An 18,502-nucleotide genomic window follows, 5' to 3' on the forward strand; every position below is an offset into this window, starting at 1 on the left:
TGTAAACACATGCCGCAATTTTTTATCGACCGCCCCATCTTTGCCTGGGTGGTAGCGATCTTCATCGTCCTGTTCGGACTGATCGCCATACCGCAATTGCCGATAGCGCGCTTCCCTTCGGTGGCGCCGCCGTCCGTCAGCATCGAGGCGAGCTACCCCGGCGCCACGCCGCAAACCATGAACGACTCGGTGGTGAGCCTGATCGAGCGCGAACTGTCAGGCGTGAAAAACCTGCTGTACTTCGAGTCGTCGGCCGATACCTCCGGTTCGGCCTCGATCACCGTCACCTTCAAGCCGGGCACCAATCCCGAAATGGCGCAGGTCGACGTGCAGAACCGCCTGAAAGCGATCGAACCGCGCCTGCCGCAAGCGGTGCGGCAAAATGGCCTGGCCGTGGAATCGGCGTCGTCCGGCTTCCTGATGATCGTCAGCCTCAATTCGGCCGGTGGCCAGTTCGATGAAGTGGGACTGGGCGACTACCTGGCGCGCAACGTGACGGAGGAACTGCGCCGCATCCCCGGCGTGGGCAAGGTGCAGCTGTTCGGCAGCGAACGCGCCATGCGCATCTGGGTCGACCCGGCCAGGCTGGTGTCGTACAACCTCGCCATGGGCGACATCAGCGCGGCGGTGGCCCAGCAGAACGCGCAGATTGCACCGGGCCGCCTGGGCGACGCGCCTGCCATCGCCGGCCAGAGGGTGACCGTGCCGTTGAGCGTGCAGGGCCAGTTGCAGACGCCGCAGCAGTTTGCCGCCATCGTCCTGCGCGCCAACCCCGATGGTTCGAAAGTGACCGTCGGCGACGTGGCCAGGGTGGAGCTGGGCGCGCAAAGCTTTAACTTCAGCATCCGCGAAAACGGGCAAGCGGCGTCCGGCGCCGCCATCATGCTGTCGCCCGGTGCGAATGCCGTGCAGACGGCCAGCGCCGTGCGCGCGCGCATGGCCGAACTGGCGCCCGCCATGCCGGCCGGGATGGAATACTCGGTACCGTTCGATACGGCGCCGTTCGTGAAAATCTCGATAGAAAAAGTGGCCGCCACCTTGCTCGAGGCGATGGTGCTGGTCTTTCTGGTGATGTATCTGTTCCTGCAAAAGATACGCTACACCCTGATTCCCGCCATCGTCGCGCCGATTGCGCTACTGGGCACTTTCACCGTGATGCTGATGGCTGGTTATTCCGTCAACGTGCTGACGATGTTCGGCATGGTGCTGGCGATTGGCATCATCGTCGATGACGCCATCGTGGTGGTGGAAGCGGTCGAGCGTTTGATGGCGACCGAAGGCCTGTCGCCGAAAGAAGCGACCTCCAAGGCGATGCGCGAAATCACGGGCGCCGTGGTCGGCATCACGCTGGTGCTGGTGGCCGTGTTCATCCCGATGGCGCTGGCCAGCGGTTCGGTGGGCGCCATCTACCGCCAGTTCACCCTGGCGATGGCCGTGTCGATCCTGTTCTCGGCGTTTTTGGCCTTGACCCTGACGCCGGCCCTGTGCGCCACCATGCTCAAACCGATCGCCCCGCACGAGCATGACAAGAAAGGCTTTTTCCGGTGGTTCGACCGCCAGTTCGAGCGCATGACGCGCCGCTACGAAGCGGGCGTGGTGGCCATGCTCAGGCGCGCTGGCCGCTCGATGTTCGTCTACGCCGCCATTGTCGCCGCGCTGGGACTGGCGTTCGTGCAGCTGCCGTCGGCCTTCTTGCCGGAAGAAGACCAGGGCTATTTCCTGACCTCCATCCAGCTGCCGTCGGACGCCACCATGGAGCGCACGCTCGACGTCGTCAAGCTGTATGAGCAGCATGTGGCCACGCGCCCCGGCATCGCCGTCAACCAGTCCGTGCTGGGATTCAGCTTTTCCGGTTCCGGCCCGAACGCGGCGCTGGCCTTCACCATGCTGAAGGACTGGAAGCAGCGCCACGGCGCCACCGCGCAGGAAGAGGTGGCGCTGGCGCAGCAAGCGATGGCGCAGGCGAAGGAGGGCATGATCATGAGTTTGATGCCGCCCGCCATCGATGAACTGGGCAATTCTTCGGGCTTCAGCGTGCGCCTGCTGGACCGGGCCAACCAGGGCCATGACGCCTTGCAGGCGGCGCAAAACAAGCTGCTGGGGCTGGCGGGGCAGAGCAGCAAGGTGGCTGGCGTGTATCCCGATGGCTTGCCGGCCGGCGCCAGCGTGCGCCTGGAAATCGACCGCAGCAAGGCCGAAGCGCTGGGCGTGTCGTTCACGGCCGTGGGCGACATGCTGACGGCGGCCATGGGGTCGACCTATGTCAACGATTTTCCGAACGCGGGCCGCATGCAGCAAGTGATCATCCAGGCCGATGCGCCGGCGCGCATGCAGTTGAACGATGTGCTGGCGCTGCGGGTTCGCAACAATGCGGGCAGCATGGTAGCGCTGGGCGAACTGGTGCACCCCGTGTGGAGCGAAACGCCGCTGCAACTGGTGCGCTACCAGGGCTATCCCACCTCGCGCATTTCCGGCAGCGCTGCGCCGGGCGTGTCCAGCGGCGACGCCATGCTGGAAATGGAGCGCCTGGCGAAACAGCTGCCGGCCGGCTTTGCGCTGGCCTGGACTGGCCAGTCGCTGCAGGAAAAGGAATCGGCGTCGCAGGCGCCCATGCTGATGGCGCTGTCGATGCTGGTGGTGTTCCTGGTGCTGGCGGCCCTGTATGAAAGCTGGTCGATTCCGCTATCCGTGATGCTGGTCGTGCCTTTGGGCTTGCTGGGCGCCGTGCTGGCCGTGATGGTGCGCGGCATGCCGAACGACGTGTTCTTCAAGGTAGGCATGATCACCATCATCGGCCTGTCGGCGAAGAACGCCATTCTGATCGTGGAATATGCACGCCAGCTGCAGGCGCAGGGAAAAGGCTTGCTGGAGGCAGCCGTGGAAGCGTCGCGCCTGCGCCTGCGCCCCATCCTGATGACGTCCTTGGCGTTTGCGCTGGGCGTGGTGCCCCTGATGCTGGCCACCGGCGCCAGCGCCGAGACCCAGCATGCGATCGGCACGGGCGTCTTCGGCGGCATGCTGAGCGCCACCGTGCTGGCCGTCTTCTTCGTGCCCGTGTTCTTTGTCGTGGTGCTGGGCACGGCCGACAAGCTGGCGGCGCGCTGGCGGCCGCGAAAAAATAATTCCGCCGTCAAGGCGCTGGAAGGACAAGCATGATGTACCGCTACTTTACTTTTTCACTGCTGGCCCTGGGTTTGTCGGCCTGCAGCCTGACGCCGGCGCTGCTCAAGCCCGCCTTGCCCGTGCCAGCCAGCTATGGCGCGATCGCGCCTGACGCTGGCGGCAATGCGTCCGACCTGGGCTGGCGCCAGATGCTGCTGGACCCGCGCTTGCAGCGCCTGGTCGAGCTGGCGCTGCAGAACAACCGCGATTTGCGCCTGGCCGCGCTGAACGTGGACGCCGTGCAGGCCCAGTACCAGATCCAGGATGCGGCCCGCTATCCGGCCGTGGGCGCCGCGCTGGGCGGCACGCGCCAGCGCGGCGCCGAGAACCAGTTCACGGCCGGTGTGGCCATGAGCGCCTTCGAGATCGACCTGTTCGGCCGTTTGCGCTCCCTGTCGGATGCCGCCTTCGCCCGTTACCTGGCGACGGTGGAGGGCCAGCGCGCTAGCCGGCTTGTGCTGATCGCCGCCGTGGCGGATGCTGACCTGGAACAGCGACTGGCCGCGGAGCAGCTGCAGCTGTCGCGGCAAACCCTGCATGACTGGCGCGAGGCATTGGTCCTCACGCAGCGCCTGCGGGCGGCACAGCAGGGCAGTAGCCTGGACGTGGCGCAAGCCGAAGGCCAGGCGGCGCAAGCGGAAGCGGACGTGCTGGCGCGTGAACGGGCGCTGCTGTTGGCGCGCAACCAGCTGGTGCTGCTGCTGGGCGGTCCGCTGCCTGGCGATTTGCCGCCGGGCCGGCCGCTGGCCAGTGATCCTGTGTTGACCCAGCTGCCGCCCGGCGTGCCGTCCGATTTGCTGGTGCGCCGTCCCGACATCGTGCAAGCGGAATACGCGCTGGTGGCAGCCAATGCGGACATCGGCGCGGCCCGCGCCGCCTTCTTTCCCCGTTTGTCGCTGACGGCGCAGCTGGGGCTTGCCAGCCCCGAACTGGGCGACTTGTTCCGTGGCGGCGCGCGCAACTGGTCGTTTTCGCCGCAAATCACGCAGCCGCTGTTCCAGGGCGGCCAATTGCGGGCCGAATTGCAGCTATCAAGAATTCGCAAGCAGGCGGCAGTGCTGCAATACGAGCAAGCCATCGCGACGGCGTTTCGCGAGGTCAGCGATGGACTGGCCGGCAGCGCCACTTTTGCGCAGCAGATCGCTGCGCAGCAAAAGGTGGTGGCCGCCGCCGGGCAGCGGCAGCGCCTGTCTGCCTTGCGTTATGGGGCGGGCCAGGACAGCCGATTGGAACTGCTCGACGCCCAGCGCCAGGCCTATGCCGCCCAGCAAACCCTGCTGGACTTGCGGCGCGAGCAGTTCAGGTCCGCCATCGCGCTGTACAAGGCGCTCGGTGGCGGGCTGGAAGAGTGAGCTAGCCGGCACTTGCCTCGGCCTGCAGCCACGCCCGGAAAGCGGCCAGCCGGGGCAGGCTGGCGCATTCGGCCCGATAGACGATGTAATAGGCCAGCGGCGAGTGCAGCCGCAGCGCGGGGAACAGGCGCACCAGGCGGCCGGCGGCTACATCGTCGCCCGCCATGACGCTGCGGGCCAGCGCCACGCCGCTGCCATCGATGGCAGCTTGCAGCACGGCCGCCGAATTATTGATGCGCAGGCCGCGCCGTTCCGTCACCTGTTCCACGCCGGCCTTGTCCAGCCACGCCTCCCAGGTGGGAAAACCGGCGTGGCCATCCATCGACAGGTCGTGCAGCAAGGTGACATTGGCCAGCTCGGCAGGCGAGTGCAACGCTCCCTGCTTGTGCAGCAGCGCCGGCGAACAGACCGGATAAATCTCTTCTTCCATCAGCTTGTCCGCCACCAGGCCGGGCCAGCTGCCGGCGCCGTAGCGCACGCCGATATCGATGCGCTGGGCCGTGAAATCGACGGGTTTCAGGCTGGTGTCGAGCCGTACATCGGTTTCCGGCCACGCGGCCTGGAAGCGCTCGATGCGCGGCAGCAGCCATTTGGCGGCGAAGGCGGGGCTGACGGTCACCGTCAGCACGCCGCTGCTGGCGCCTTCCCTGAGGATGTCCAGCCCCAGGCTGAGTTTATCGAGGCCAGCGCGGATATCGGGCAGCGCGCGCAGCGCCGCATCGGTCGCTACCAGCCTGGCGCGGCCAGTGTTAAAGCGGTGGAACAGCGGTGAACCCAGCCATTCTTCCAGGCTGCGCACCAGCTGGCCGACGGCGGCCGGCGTGACGTTCAGTTCCTGGGCGGCGGCGGAAAAACTCTGGTGGCGGGCGCTCGCTTCGAAGGCGCGCAGGGCGTTCAGGTAGACGGGCGTTTTCATGCTGCTTCTTTGGCGATGGAAGGGAACAGCCGGGTGGCGAGAAAGTCGATGAACACGCGCAGCCTGGGCGGCAGTTGCTTACCGGACGGCCACATGATGTGGAAGGGCGCGGGGTTTTCGGTACACTCGGGCAGTATCTGCACCAGCCGGCCGGCCGCCAGATGCCCGTCGATGGCGAAGTCCGGCAGGTAGGCGACGCCCAATCCCTGCAAGGCGAACAGGATGCGCGTTTCCAGGTTGTTGCAGACGACGGAGGCCGGCAGCTGGAAATCCGCCGGCAAGGTTTCCCCACGCAGCGGCCATAGCTGGAACTTGCCCGTGTTCGGATAGCGGAACTGGATGCAGCTATGCCGCGCCAGTGTGCTGCCCGTCTGCGGCAGGCCATGGGCGGCAAAGTAAGCGGGTGCGCCGACGATCAGCATGCGGTAGGCGCCCAGGCGGCGCGCCGTCAGCCGCGAATCGGGCGCGTCGCCGCTGCGGATCACGGCATCGAAACCTTCTTCGATCACGTCGACCTGGCGGTCGGTGAACTCAAGATCCAGATCGACCTCGGGATAGTTTTGCTTGAACTGCGCCAGCACCGATAGGAAAGGATCGCCGATCAAGGGCAGGCTGACCCGCAAACGGCCGCGCGGCGCCAGCGTCGTTTGCGACAGTTCCGCTTGCGCCGCCTCGACTTCGGCCAGGATGCGGCGACTGCGCTGCAAGAGCATGGCGCCTTCCGCCGTCAGGGTCAGGCTGCGCGTGCTGCGATGGAACAGGCGCACGCCCAGCTGCTCTTCCAGGGTGGCGATGCGCTTGCCGACGGCTGACGCCGACACGCCCAGCAGCCGTCCGGCCGCCACCAGGCTGCGCGTTTCGGCCACTTGCACAAAGACGTGGAGGGCACTGATGCTGTCCATGATGGATTCCATTGCGGAGGATAGTCTCCGTAAATAACGGAACTATACCCTACTTACTCCGCAACCGCATCGGCGCTACGCTGGCAGCCCTCTCTTCATCATATTTATCAAAGGCTGATCATGAACACTCTTCCTCTTAGTACAGAACGCTGGGAACTCGCCGCTTATGGCTTTGACCAGCTGGCGCTGCGCGAGGTACCGCTGCCGGCCCCGCAAGCGGGCCAGATCGTCATCGAAATGGAAGCCGTTTCCCTCAATTACCGCGACGCCGAAGTGGCCGATAACGGCATGGGCGCCACGCTGGAATTCCCCTTCACGCCTGCATCCGACCTGGCCGGCCGCGTGATTGCCGTAGGCCAGGGCGTGAACCGCTTTGCCGTGGGCGATCGCGTGCTGTCGGCCTTTATCCCTGGCTGGCGCGATGGCGCATCGCTGCCTTGGGCGGTAGCGCCTGCGCGTGGCGGTCCGCTGCCTGGCGTGCTGGCCCGCCATGTAGTGGAACCGGCCGACTGGTATGTGCATGCGCCGCACTCCCTGGGCGCCCAGGAAGCGAGTACCTTGCCGGTGGCGGGGTTGACGGCGTGGATGGCGCTGGTCGAAACGGGCCAGCTGCATGCGGGGCAGACCGTGGTGGTGCAGGGCACGGGCGGCGTGTCGCTGTTCGCGGTACAGCTGGCGGCCGCCCATGGCGCCCGCGTGATCGTCGTCAGCGGCAGCGATGACAAGATCGCGCGCGCCATCGCTCTGGGCGCCAGCCACGGCATCAATCGCAATGTAACGCCGGACTGGGAGCAGCAAGTGCTGGCGCTGACGGGCGGGCGCGGCGCCGAGCATATTCTGGAAATGGCGGGTGGCCAGAATGTGGAACGCTCCTTGCGCGCCGTGGCGCAGGGCGGCCGCATTGCCGTGATCGGCTTGCTCGAAGATGACCGTTTCAGCCTGTCCGTGATGGCGCTGGTGGCCAGCCGCGCCACGATCACGGGGATCGCCGTCGGTCCGCGCCGCGCGCTGGAAGATCTGGTGCGCGCCGTGGACTTGCTGAAGATACGGCCGGTGATCGAGACCAGCTATGCGTTCGACCAGTTGCCGCAGGCATTCGCGCATTTGCAGCGCGGCGCCTTCGGCAAGATCGTGGTGGCGGCCGGCCATGCATAAGCCTGCAGGTCCGGGCGTTGCTGCCACGGCCGCCATGCCGGCCATCATGCTGGGCTTGTTCGGCCTGTACACGCTGGAATTCGGCGTGGTGGGCATCTTGCCGGTGATTGTCGAGCGCTTCGGCGTGAGCGTATCCGAGGCTGGGTGGCTGATGGGCCTGTTTGCCCTGATCATCACCTTCCTGGGGCCGTTCCTGGTGCTGCTATCGTCGCGCTACGACCGCAAGAAGGTGCTGGTGGGCGCGCTGTGCGGTTTTTCCATCTGCAGCGTGCTGTCTGCGTATGCGCCGAATTTCTCCAGCCTGATGGCGCTGCGCGTGGTGCCGGCGCTGCTGCATCCGGTCTTCTTTTCGGCCGCGTTCACGGCCGCCGCTTCGCTGTATCCGAAGGAGCAGGCCGCGCACGCCATGGGACAGGCGTTTGTCGGCACCAGCCTGGGACTGGTGCTGGGCGTGCCGGCCACGACCTGGTTCGCCGCCCACTTTTCCTACGAGGCTGCGTTCCTGTTCTGCGCGGCGGCCACCGCCATCGCTGGCGTGGGCCTGATGCTGATGCTGCCGGGGCAGGGCCGTCCCGTCGCGCTGAGCTTCGGCCATCAGCTGGCCGTGCTGCGCAAGCCGCAGCTTTGGCTCAATATCATCGCCACCGTACTGGTATTTTCCGCCATGTTTGCCGTCTACAGCTATGCCGCTGAATACCTGAAAAGCGCGGCTGGCATGGATGGCGGCAGCATCAGCCTGGTGCTGGTGGTGTTCGGCATCGGCGGCGTTTCCGGTAATTTGCTGGCCAGCCGCCTGCTGGGCCGCAATCTGGTGGCGACCACCTTGCTGCACCCGCTGGCGCTCGGGTTTTCTTACCTGGTGCTGTTACTGGCTGGTCGCGCCGATCTCGCCAGCATGGCCGTCGTCGCACTGTTGTGGGGCGCCACGCATACGAGCGGCATGCTGGTCACGCAAGTGTGGCTGACGTCGGCGGCGGCCGAAGCGCCAGCCTTTGCCACCAGCCTGTTTGTCTCGGCAGGCAACGCGGGCGTGGTGCTGGGGGCGGTGGTGGGCGGCTGGTTTATCGACGCCTTTGGCGTGCGCAGCGTGATCTGGTGCGGCCTGCTGTTCGCCGTGCTGGCGGTGGCCGTGATCGCCGCCACGGTCACCCTGTATGGCCGGGCTCCGCGCCACGCGGCAAGGTCAGGCTAACCACCAGGCCTTTTTCGGCGCCATTCTGCAGGCTCAGCTCCCCATGATGGGCCTGGACCACCGTTTGCGCAATCGACAGGCCCAGGCCGAAGCCGCCCGTGGCGGCGTTGCGCGAGGTTTCGAGCCGGTAAAACGGTTCCAGCGCCCGCGCCAGCAGCGCTGCGGGGATGCCGGGGCCGTCGTCGCTGATGCTGATGACGACCTTGCCGCCTTCATCGCGCACCTTCACATGGGCTGCGCCACCGTAGCGGATGGCGTTGTCGATGATGTTTTGCAGGCAGCGTTTCAGGCTGCGCGCGTAGCCGGGCAGGGGGGCGGCCTGACCCGTCACGGTCACTTTGCCGCCGGTTTCCGCAAAGTCGCTGCACAGGCTGGCCAGCAGGCTGTCGATGTCCACCGTCTGCTGCTGTTCATGCAAGCCGCTGTCCTGCACCATGGTCAGGGTGGCGCCCACCAGCGCATCCATCTCGTCCAGGTCGCGGCGGAACTTGATGCGGTCTGCTTCGCCTGGCAGCAGTTCGGTGCGCAGTTTCAAACGCGTGATGGGCGAGCGCAAGTCGTGCGAGACGGCCGCCAGGAAGCGCGTGCGCTCGGCGATATTGTCGATCAGGCGCTGTTGCATGGCGTTGAACGCCTGCGAGGCCTTGCGCACTTCCGTCGGGCCGTTCGTGGCCAGCGGTGGACTGAAGATATTCTTGCCCAGTTTGTCGGCCGCAGCGGCCAGGCGGCCCAGCGGCTGCATCACCAGGCGCACGGCTAGCCAGGCCAGCAGGATCACGGCGGCGATGCGCAGCAGGTAAATACGCAGCAGGTAATCGATGGCGGCCGCGCGCGGCGCCGTGCTCATGCCGGCCTGGCCTTCCAGTGCTTCGGCCTGCAGCCACTGGCCGTCGTGCAAACGCAGCTGCACGATGAAGTGGCCAGAGGGGAAAGCGTCATGCAGCAGTGAAAACCAGCGTTCCTGGCCCGCATTGGCCGGGGCCAGGTGGATATTCAGCACGCGCACCTGGTGGTGCGACAGTTCATCGCTCCGGTCGCCCAGGCGCTGGCGCAAGACGTCGAGAAACAGTTCGCTGCTGAACAGGGCGTTGCGTCCCACGGCGGGCGTCGCCGGCGAAGGGCCATCGACGGCGCTGAGCTTGAAATCTTTGCTGCTGATGGCGGCGAACATGGCAAGGCGATGGGCGGGCGGTACGGCGTCGAGCATGCGCACGGCGTCGGCCAGGCGCGTGGCGGCCAGGCGGGTAGGGATTTCCATCGCCTTGCCATAACGCATGTCGTACCAGATGGTGCCCGTCAGCGCCTGCGCCGCCAGCATGCCGGCGATCAGCACCAGCGCCAGGCGCCCCGACAGGCTGCCCGGCCACAGCTTTTTCAATAGCGGCATCACGGCTGGTAAGCCACGTCGGCATTGAGCATGTAGCCGCCGTTGCGGATGGTCTTGATCAGGGCCGGCGTGCGCGGATTGTCGCCCAGCTGCTGGCGCAGCCGGCTGACGCAGACATCGATGGCGCGGTCGAATGGCAGGCTTTCCTTGCCATACACGGCGGCCAGCAGAAAGTCGCGGCTCAGGGTGCGCTTGGGATGGTCGAGCAGTGCTCTGAGCACCAGGTAGTCGGAACTGCCCAGTGACAGGGTCACGCCCTGCGGCGAGCGCATCTGGCGCGCGCGCGTGTCGAGCTGCCAGCCTTCAAACGTGACCGTGCCGATGCGGTCGGCTTCCTGTTTTTCCGGGAAGCTGCGGGCGCGGCGGATGATCACCTTGATGCGCGCCAGCAGTTCGCGCGGGTCGAACGGCTTGGGCAGGTAATCGTCGGCGCCCACTTCCAGGCCCACGATGCGGTCGACCAGGGTGCCGCGCGCCGTCAGCATGATGACGGGGATATTGCGCCGCGCGCGCAGTTGGCGGCACAGTTCCAGGCCATCGTCGCCCGGCAGCATCAGGTCGAGGATGATCAGGTCGACGGGCCGGCTGGCCAGCACTTGCCACATCTGTTCGCCATCGGCCGCCGTGTGCGCCTGGTAGCCTGCGCCTTCCAGATATACCGACAGCAATTGCCGTATTTCTTCGTCGTCATCGACGATCAACACCTGATCCGCTCGTTTCATCTTGCCGTACTCATTCTCTCAATGCATTCTCTAAAAAACATTTTTTTGTAATCGCATGTGACGTTACCGTGGCGTAAACACATTCCATTACATTTCAGCGTTTTTGCCCTGTTCTTGCCCCGTGCAGCAACCATTATAGTGCCTGTAGATGAGAATCATTACAATTTACAGAGGATCCCCCATGCGTCATCGCAGCACCGATAACAGCACCACCGCCGATAGCATCGCCGCCCTTTTTTCACAGTATGGAAAATTGTCCGCCACGGTGGGCCTGGCCGTCACGTCCCTGGGGGCCACGGGCGCGGCACTGGCGGCCGATGCCGATGCAGCCACCGCTGCCGCCGAACCGCAACAGCTCAATGCCGTGGTGGTGAAGGCCGAGCGCGAAGCGCCTGCCTACAAGCCTGAGCACCTGAGTTCGGCCAAGTTCGCCCAGCCGCTGCTGGACACGCCGCAAAGCATCACCATCGTGCCGCGCGAAGTGCTGACCGAGCAAAATGCGCAAAACCTGCAAGATATCCTGAAAAACGTCCCCGGCATTACGTTTACCTCGGGCGAGGGCAACCTGGGCTGGGGCGACCTGTTTACCATCCGCGGCTTTTCATCCGAACAAAGCCTGACGGTGGACGGCATGCGCGACGCCGGCATGTCGAGCCGCAATGACACCTTCAACCTGGACCAGGTGGAAGTGTTCAAGGGCACCGGCTCGATCGAGTCGGGCACCTCGGCCGTGGGCGGCACCGTCAACCTGGTCAGCAAGGAAGCCAGGCTGGGCAATAGCAACAACGTGTCGGTGGGCGTGGGCAGCGCCGCCTACCGCCGCGTGACGGCAGACCTGAACCGCCAGCTGGACGCCGGCAGCGCCTTGCGTTTCAATCTCATGAAACAAAAGAACGACGTGCCGGGCCGCGATGTGACCAATAACAACCGCCAGGGTCTGGCCACCTCGTTCGTTACGGGCCTCGATGGCCCGACCCGCATCTATGTCGACCTGTTCCACCAGGAAGACAAGAACGTGCCGGACGGCGGCTTGCCGATCCAGCGTGGCACCAATGGCCAGCCGATGGCGAACGTGCCGCACAGCGCCTGGTTCGGCAGCGACGCCTACACCCAGCAAACCACGGCCGATTCCTTCACCCTGAAGCTGGAACATGATTTTGCGCCGGGCGTGAAGATCCGCAACCAGTCGCGCTGGGCCCTGACGGACAACCTGTCCGTGCTGTCGCCGGCCCGCTTCAATGCGGCCAATGCGAACGGCACCACGCAAGGCACTTCGCTCGGCTACGTGGGGCTGGGCGGCCTGACGAAAGTGGCGGGGATTCCTTCCTATACCGATTTCGGCAATGTCACGCAGCCCTATGGCGTGCTGCGCGGCAGCGACTTCGGCACCTCGAAGCGCTACAAGATAGCGGCCAACCAGACCGACTTCAGCCTGGCCTTCGACACGGGTGCCGTGCACCATGAACTGGTGACGGGCCTGGACCTGTACCGCGAAAGCTATGGCGACCTGCAGCGCACCGTCAACGCGCCAACCGGCACCCTGTGGTTCAACATGGCGAACCCGCAAGTGGTGCACGGCAGCGTGCCGACCGTGAAGGGCAGCGCCGGACTGGAGTCTGTCGTCAGCAATGCGGGTGTGTATGTGACGGACGCCATCCGCTTCACGCCGCAATGGCGCATGGTGGCGTCCCTGCGCTATGACCACTGGAAGGCCGACACCTCCACGCTGGGCGTGAATACGTCCAGCAGCAGCGCCGGCGCCGTCAGCGGCAGGGTGGCCGCCATGTACAAGCCGGTCGATGAAGCCAATATCTATGTCGCCTACGCGCAGGCGGCGCAGCCGTCGGCGCTGGGCGCGTCGACCAATAATGCGATTTACGGTTCGGCTGCCGCGTCCGCGTATTCGCCCGCCACTTCGAAAACGATGGAACTGGGCGGCAAATGGGATGTGCTGCAGCACCGCCTGGCGCTGACGGGCGCCATCTTCCGAACTTCCGTGACCGATTCGTGGGAATACGGCGATAGCGATGTGTCGCCTGTGCGGGCCTTGCCGGCCAAGCGCGTGCAGGGTGCGGAACTGGGCGTGCAGGGCAATATCACGCAGCTGTGGTCCGTGTATGGCGGCATGTCGCGTTTGATGAGCAAGCAGACCAAGGGCATCAATGAAGGCAGCGAAGCGAAGAACGTGCCCAACCTGACCTTCAATATCTGGACCTCGTATGAAGCGGCCAGGGGCCTGGTGCTGAGCTATGGCGCGCAATACGTGGGCGAGCGCCGCTATTCGGACAATGCCTATGTGGGCGGCTTGAATAACAATAGCAGCACTGTCAATGGCCCGGCAGGCAAGGCGCCCGTCTACGTGTTCGATACGGAAAAGGCGCCGTCGTACTGGGTGCAAAGCATCGCTGCCCGTTACCGCGTCAACGAGCGCCTGGCGCTGAACCTGAACGTGCAAAACCTGGCCAACAAGTTTTACTGGGCGCGCATCGGTTCTTCGCTGGACGGCTTCCAGCTGTACGGCGTGCCGGGCGCCAGCCGCAGCGTCAGCCTCAGCGCGGACCTGAGTTTTTAAGAGGATGGACGCGACCGTTAGCGTTGCCCAGTTGTCGGCCTTGCCGGCCGATGGCTGGGCGGCCATGCTGGCCGAGGCGGGGGAGCAATCGCAGCCCTGGCTGGTGGCGGCCGCCCGCCAGGGCGTGCCGCGCGCGCAAGCCATCCTCGCGCAGCGTATGCTGACCGGCGAAGGTCTGCCGGCCGACGCAAAGCAAGCCGTCTACTGGTTCCGCCAGGCGGCTGCGCGCGACGATGTCGAGGCGGTCAATATGCTGGGGCGCTGCCTGGAAAATGGCTGGGGCGTGCCGGCCGACGCCCAGCTGGCCGTGTACTGGTACCGCCAGGCCGCGACCCTGGGCCTGGACTGGGGACGCTACAACCTGGCCAATCTGCTGATGAGCGGCAAGGGCATCGACGCCGACCGCGCCGCCGCGCTGGCACTGTACCGCCAGGCGGCGGCACAGGGGCATGCCAAGTCCATCAATATTCTCGGCCGTTTTTACGAGGAAGGCTGGGAAATGCCGTCTGATCTGGCCCAGGCGGCCGTGTGTTACTGCGAAGCGGCCGTCGGCGGCGATTTTCGCGGCCAGTTCAACCATGCGCGGCTGCTGCTGGACAAGGGCAAACCGCAGCAGGCGCTGGCCTGGCTGCGCCGCATTCCCACAAGCGCCACGCCCGCCTTCATGGCCAACCTGCGGCCATGGCTGTTGGCCTCGCCGTTGCCTGCGATCCGGGCACTGGCGGATCAAGCGCCTTTTTTAGCATAGGAAGACCATGCTGCACCTCACCTCCGTGCTGGACGCGGCCGAACTGGCCCAGGCCCGCGCCATGCTGGATTCTGCCGACTGGGAAGATGGCCGCGCCACTTCGGGCAGCCTGCCGGCGCAGATCAAGCGCAACCGCCAGCTGCCACCGCAGGGACCTGCGACGCAGCCATTACAGCAACTGGTGTTGCACGCCTTGCGCCGCAACCAGCTGTTTTTTTCGGCCGCCTTGCCGCGCACGATCGCGCCGCCCATGTTCAGCCGCTACCAGGGCAGCGAAAGCCGCCCTGGCGATTATCTCGATGACCACGTCGACGTGGCCATGCGCATCCTGCCGGACGGCGAACGGGTGCGCACGGACTTGTCCTGCACCCTGTTCCTCAGCGAACCGGAAGAATATGCGGGCGGCGAACTGGTGGTCTGTGACAGCTGGCGCGATGAACATGTGAAGCTGAAGGCCGGCGACATGCTGCTGTACCCGGCCGACAAGATCCACCGGGTCAATCCCGTGACGGCAGGGCAGCGCTACGCCAGCTTCTTCTGGATCGAAAGCATGGTGCGCAGCGAAGAGCAGCGCCGCCTGCTGTTCCAGATGGACCGCGACCTGATGCTGCTGCGGGCCACCGCGCAGGATGGACAGTCATCGGCCGTGCTGGGCTTGACGGGGACGTATCACAATCTGCTGCGCATGTGGGGGCAGGGCGGATAGTGGATTGAGGTTGTTCCGATTACCATGTTACCGACAGCGGCTGGGGCATCCAGCGGTTTCTGACCACGGAAATCGACCAGGGCATTTTCTGGAGCAGCACATCGATCGTCTTGCGCGATACCGTCAGCGCCCATAGGCCGTTGCCTGGCAGCAGCAGCCCTTCGCGCTGCAGGAACATTTCGCGCAGGCCGGCGGGCGAGCTGTTCCCGAATATCTCCCAATTGCTTATCACCGCCATGAGTAACTGATCGCAGAGCACCAGTTCGCTTTCATCTGGCGTGATGGCGGACGCCAGCGGCATGTCGGGCGGCAGGCCGCACAGCAGCTTGTTCAAGGTCAGTTCAGCTTGCGACGCATCGCAGCGCTGATCGACCAGATACTGCAGCAGATGCACGGCGCGGCTGGCCGCTTGCGTACTGGTGAAGCGGGCAACGCCGTCGGCGTCCTCGGTCAGCAGCTGGAGCCGCTTGAAAAAATATGGCAGGAAGGGATGCAGCAACACCAGGCCTGCGTTGCCTGGATAGATCGGCTGCTGTTCCTGCGGTTCAGGGTGGGCGAGCGATGGCAGATAAACCTCCAGCGTAGCGAGTCTTGGTCTTGAAACAGGATGGACTACCGTATGGCTTGCGTAAAGTATAACTGACATTGCGCTGCCTGGCTGCTGGCGCCTTGCATTACAATGCCCGCTCATCATGAATGCGCTGTTGCCCTGTCAAGGAGAAGAAATGCTGAACCATATCGCCCCGGTCCCGCTGGAAAAAGCCTACCGCCTGCTCAATCACGGCCCATCGGTGCTGGTCTCGGCCCGTCATGGCGGCGTGGACAACGTGATGGCCGCCGCCTGGGCTTGCGCGCTCGATTTTGCGCCGCCAAAATTGACGGTGGTGCTGGACAAGGCGACCAGCACGCGCGCGCTGGTGGAAGGCAGCGGCAGCTTCGTGATCCAGGTGCCGACCGCGGCCCAGCTGCAACTGACGCACGCCGTGGGCACGCGCAGCCTGGCCGACGAGCCGGACAAGCTGGCCCGTGCGGGCGTGGAATTGTTCGGCAGGGAAGGCCACGACCTGCCCTTCGTGGCTGGCTGTTCCGCATGGCTGGCTTGCCGCCTGATCCCCGAGCCGCACAACCAGAATACCTACGATTTATTCATTGGCGAAGTGGTGGCTGCCTGGGCCGACACGCGGGTGTTCAGCGATGGCCACTGGCATTTTGAAAAAGCCGATCCATCCTTGCGCAGCCTGCACTACATCGCCGGCGGCCAGTTTTATGCGATCGGCGAATCGTTGACGGTTTAGTCGAAGGGGATTACGCGGTCATTGGGGCCTGGGACGCAACCGTCTGTAACGGGCGACCAGCCCTGGTGCACCACCACCTGCTTGCCATCGTGGCAGATTTCCACCCGTTCGCTGGCAGGCAGGCGTGCATGGATCCAGGTTTCCAGGCTGGCTGGCAGGCTCACCTGCATGCGCAGGGTGGCCACGTCAACCTTGGGGTGGTCGTCCAGGTGGATCAAGGGCACGAACAGGGCGCCGAACATCAGCCAGCGTGAACTGACCGGCACAGGTTCGGGCGCATAGGCCGCCGTGCGCAGCCAGTCTTGCGCCCGCGCCCGCAAGTCGCCGCCATCGGCCAGCTGGCCCCAGGCAGCGGCCAGCAATTCCGCCACCCACTGGTTGCAGTTCTGGTATTCCAGGCTGAAAGGATAGGCGTTGGCGCTGTAGCGACCCGCCAGCAAATGCTGCACGCGGGCCGGGTCGAGCAAGGTCTGGCGCAGCGGCGCCAGCGTCTCGGCCGGCAGGCGCACCAGCGAGACATAAGCGAGCGATGGATTGTCCGTGCCCATCGCGAAACCGGCCGTGCCCTGGTCGAAGATGCGGGGCCGGCCTTCGTCGCAGGCGTAGTACAGCTGGCGCGCCGACCAGGCGCCGTCGTCATGGCGCCAGGCCAGGGCCGCATGCGAATAACGGATGCCGAAGCGCGACAGGTCCAGGCCCGAACGGCTGACCAGGGCCACGCTGCCTTCGGTAGCCGCCAGTTCCTGGCGCACCACGGCGGCAAAACGCAATAAACGGTCTTGTTCGGTGGCGGTGAGTTCCTGCGAGCGGTCGCAGAAGCGCGAGGATGCCGAAACGCTGCCGGCGCAAACGGCCAGCAGCAGCGCTGCCAGGTGACGCCGCTTCACATGCTGACCGGACGCGATGCCAGTTCGCCGTACCAGTCGTCGGCCAGTACCAAAAAGAAGGCTACGCGGTTATCGTTGCGGGAAAATTCGATGCCGTAGTCGCGGTTTTGCGCATGCACGGCGTCGCCTTGCGCCAGTTGCTGCTTGTCGAAGGTGGCCTTGGGCAGGTCGAGTGTCAGCGGCTCCTGCTGTGCCTCTGCTTGCAGGGTCAAACGGGTCATGCCCTCGCGGCCGGGCAAGGCGGCGATCTCGATGATGCGGTAGGGGCCGTTGGCCACGCGGCGGTCATGGCGCGAGCTATTGCTGGAACCATTGAGCGAATCGGAGATGCTGCCGCTCGAGGCGGAGCCTGCGCTGGAAGCGGAGGAAACGATGCTGTCGGCGTGGGCGAGGTGGGCCGTGGCCAGTGCTGCGGCCAGGCCGAGCAAGCGTAAAGTAGTCTTCAAGGCGGTGTCCTTACTATATTCCTGTATGTCCCTGGATACGAAAGGCCGGACGCATCGCTGCGTGCCGGCGTCAGGATAATAGCAGATCACCTCTTCCGATCAGCCCAGCAGCACTGCGATCAGCGCCTGCGCCTCGGCCGATGGCGTGCTGCGCAGCGCCTGCAGTGCGGGATCGGCATCGAGGTAGGCTTGCAGCTCCGCGCTGACGGTGCGCGGCGCCTGCGGCAAGGGCGACGCCACGCCGGACAGCGCCTTGGCCAGCAGCAGCGTGTCGCGCAGGCCTGCCGGCGGCAGCATGATGGTGGCGCCGGGCAGGGCCACGATGGCGTCGGCCACCCGTGGCGGCACGCTCAGTTGCCGCATCAGCGCACGCGTGATGACTTCCAGCGCCGGCGCCATGTGCCCATCGAGTTGATCATATAGTCCTGGCAGCTTGTCGGCTTCGGCCAGCAGGTACAGGCCGCCCACTTCATGCACGATGGCCGCGAACATGGCCGTATCGGCGTCGGTGTTTGTCACGGCGCGGGCGATGTCGTGCGCCAGCGCCGTCACGTGCACGGTGTGGGCCCATAACTGCGCGGCCATGCTGCGCAGATGGTCGTCGGCGATGCCCGTATGGATTTGCCGGATGACGGCCGCCGTCGCCAGCGATTGCAGGTTGCGCTGGCCCAGGCGTTCGATGGCGGCGCGCACGCTGCTGACGGGCTCGATGCGGCCATGCGTGAAGATCACCGAATTGGCCAGCGCCACGGCGCGCGCCGACAGGGCCGGCTCTGACAGCAGCAGGCGGTGGATGTCGGCCACGTGAAAATCGGATTCTCCCAGCGCCTGCTGCAGGCGCAGCGCGGCATTGACGCTGGTGGGAAAGGTCAGGCCATCGTCCTGGGCGCGGGCGAGCAGCAGGGCCAGGCTATTGAGCGTGTCGACATGCATGAGTGGTTGGCGAATTCATCAATAAGTCATCAATAAAGGCATTATTCATCATTTCTTCCACGGGCCTCGATTCATTAGGACGCGACGTGGCGATTCTTGCTGCATCCGGCCGCACTTTGCGTCATCA

16 protein-coding genes are annotated in these 18,502 nt (G+C 65.2%); 8 read left to right on the forward strand and 8 right to left on the reverse strand.

Annotated elements, in window-relative coordinates; all coding sequences use genetic code 11:
• The first annotated feature begins 9 nt into the window (after positions 1-9).
• Both ACL9RI_RS10815 and ACL9RI_RS10820 read left to right on the forward strand, forming a co-directional pair.
• Positions 10-3,156, forward strand: a complete 3,147-nt coding sequence (locus ACL9RI_RS10815; RefSeq protein ID WP_422726572.1) for a multidrug efflux RND transporter permease subunit — start codon at positions 10-12, stop codon at positions 3,154-3,156.
• Positions 3,153-4,514 carry an efflux transporter outer membrane subunit gene (locus ACL9RI_RS10820; protein WP_422726573.1) on the forward strand — a complete coding sequence of 454 codons (1,362 nt, stop codon included), beginning with the start codon at positions 3,153-3,155 and terminating at the stop codon, positions 4,512-4,514. The genes ACL9RI_RS10815 and ACL9RI_RS10820 overlap by 4 nt, the downstream gene beginning before the upstream one ends.
• A gap of 1 nt (position 4,515) precedes the next feature.
• On the opposite strand, the gene gcvA is transcribed toward ACL9RI_RS10820, so the two are convergent.
• Both gcvA and ACL9RI_RS10830 read right to left on the reverse strand, forming a co-directional pair.
• A complete protein-coding gene (gcvA, locus tag ACL9RI_RS10825) occupies positions 4,516-5,430 on the reverse strand; it encodes a transcriptional regulator GcvA (RefSeq protein WP_422726574.1) in 915 nt (304 codons plus the stop codon).
• A complete protein-coding gene (locus ACL9RI_RS10830; protein ID WP_422726575.1) occupies positions 5,427-6,332 on the reverse strand; it encodes a LysR family transcriptional regulator in 906 nt (301 codons plus the stop codon). The genes gcvA and ACL9RI_RS10830 overlap by 4 nt, the downstream gene beginning before the upstream one ends.
• 120 nt (positions 6,333-6,452) lie before the next feature.
• Here ACL9RI_RS10830 and ACL9RI_RS10835 point away from each other — a divergent pair, with 120 nt between their 5' ends.
• Complete coding sequence (locus tag ACL9RI_RS10835; protein ID WP_422726576.1) at positions 6,453-7,487, forward strand: zinc-dependent alcohol dehydrogenase family protein; 1,035 nt, start codon at positions 6,453-6,455, stop codon at positions 7,485-7,487.
• The gene (locus ACL9RI_RS10840) at positions 7,480-8,679 is read left to right on the forward strand and encodes an MFS transporter (RefSeq protein ID WP_422726577.1); all 1,200 of its coding nucleotides are present in this window, start codon (positions 7,480-7,482) and stop codon (positions 8,677-8,679) included. The genes ACL9RI_RS10835 and ACL9RI_RS10840 overlap by 8 nt, the downstream gene beginning before the upstream one ends.
• Here the strand turns inward: ACL9RI_RS10840 and ACL9RI_RS10845 are convergent.
• Together ACL9RI_RS10845 and ACL9RI_RS10850 are read right to left on the reverse strand one after the other, a co-directional pair.
• Complete coding sequence (locus ACL9RI_RS10845) at positions 8,633-10,066, reverse strand: ATP-binding protein (RefSeq protein ID WP_422726578.1); 1,434 nt, start codon at positions 10,064-10,066, stop codon at positions 8,633-8,635. The two genes, ACL9RI_RS10840 and ACL9RI_RS10845, sit on opposite strands and share 47 nt — an antisense overlap.
• Positions 10,066-10,788, reverse strand: a complete 723-nt coding sequence (locus ACL9RI_RS10850) for a response regulator (RefSeq protein ID WP_422726579.1) — start codon at positions 10,786-10,788, stop codon at positions 10,066-10,068. Before ACL9RI_RS10850 ends, ACL9RI_RS10845 begins: the two co-directional genes overlap by 1 nt.
• Positions 10,789-10,969: 181 nt before the next feature.
• Here ACL9RI_RS10850 and ACL9RI_RS10855 point away from each other — a divergent pair, with 181 nt between their 5' ends.
• Genes ACL9RI_RS10855 through ACL9RI_RS10865 form a run of 3 tightly spaced genes read left to right on the forward strand, consistent with a single transcriptional unit; the run spans position 10,970 to position 14,814 of the window.
• A complete protein-coding gene (locus tag ACL9RI_RS10855; RefSeq protein ID WP_422726580.1) occupies positions 10,970-13,360 on the forward strand; it encodes a TonB-dependent receptor in 2,391 nt (796 codons plus the stop codon).
• A 4-nt stretch (positions 13,361-13,364) separates the two neighbouring features.
• Positions 13,365-14,108 carry a tetratricopeptide repeat protein gene (locus tag ACL9RI_RS10860; protein ID WP_422726581.1) on the forward strand — a complete coding sequence of 248 codons (744 nt, stop codon included), beginning with the start codon at positions 13,365-13,367 and terminating at the stop codon, positions 14,106-14,108.
• Positions 14,109-14,115: 7 nt separating this feature from the next.
• Positions 14,116-14,814, forward strand: coding sequence for a Fe2+-dependent dioxygenase (locus ACL9RI_RS10865; protein ID WP_422726582.1), 699 nt, complete (start codon positions 14,116-14,118; stop codon positions 14,812-14,814).
• Positions 14,815-14,833: 19 nt separating this feature from the next.
• Here the strand turns inward: ACL9RI_RS10865 and ACL9RI_RS10870 are convergent, their stop codons facing one another.
• Positions 14,834-15,508 (reverse strand): contractile injection system tape measure protein, encoded by a 675-nt coding sequence (locus tag ACL9RI_RS10870; RefSeq protein ID WP_422726583.1) that lies wholly within the window; start codon positions 15,506-15,508, stop codon positions 14,834-14,836.
• Between the two features lie 31 nt (positions 15,509-15,539).
• On the opposite strand from ACL9RI_RS10870, the gene ACL9RI_RS10875 reads away from it, so the two are divergent.
• Positions 15,540-16,109: a flavin reductase family protein gene (locus ACL9RI_RS10875; protein ID WP_422726584.1), complete on the forward strand. Its 570-nt coding sequence runs from the start codon at positions 15,540-15,542 to the stop codon at positions 16,107-16,109.
• On the opposite strand, the gene ACL9RI_RS10880 is transcribed toward ACL9RI_RS10875, so the two are convergent.
• The 3 genes from ACL9RI_RS10880 to ACL9RI_RS10890 form a co-directional block, all read right to left on the reverse strand.
• Positions 16,106-16,996 carry a DUF2145 domain-containing protein gene (locus tag ACL9RI_RS10880; RefSeq protein WP_422726585.1) on the reverse strand — a complete coding sequence of 297 codons (891 nt, stop codon included), beginning with the start codon at positions 16,994-16,996 and terminating at the stop codon, positions 16,106-16,108. The genes ACL9RI_RS10875 and ACL9RI_RS10880 overlap by 4 nt on opposite strands.
• The gene (locus tag ACL9RI_RS10885) at positions 16,993-17,442 is read right to left on the reverse strand and encodes a hypothetical protein (protein ID WP_422726586.1); all 450 of its coding nucleotides are present in this window, start codon (positions 17,440-17,442) and stop codon (positions 16,993-16,995) included. Before ACL9RI_RS10885 ends, ACL9RI_RS10880 begins: the two co-directional genes overlap by 4 nt.
• A gap of 99 nt (positions 17,443-17,541) precedes the next feature.
• Complete coding sequence (locus ACL9RI_RS10890) at positions 17,542-18,375, reverse strand: HDOD domain-containing protein (protein ID WP_422726587.1); 834 nt, start codon at positions 18,373-18,375, stop codon at positions 17,542-17,544.
• Positions 18,376-18,502 lie beyond the last annotated feature (127 nt).

It is taken from the genome of Janthinobacterium sp. Mn2066 (assembly GCF_049319705.1).
GTDB lineage: Bacteria > Pseudomonadota > Gammaproteobacteria > Burkholderiales > Burkholderiaceae_D > Janthinobacterium.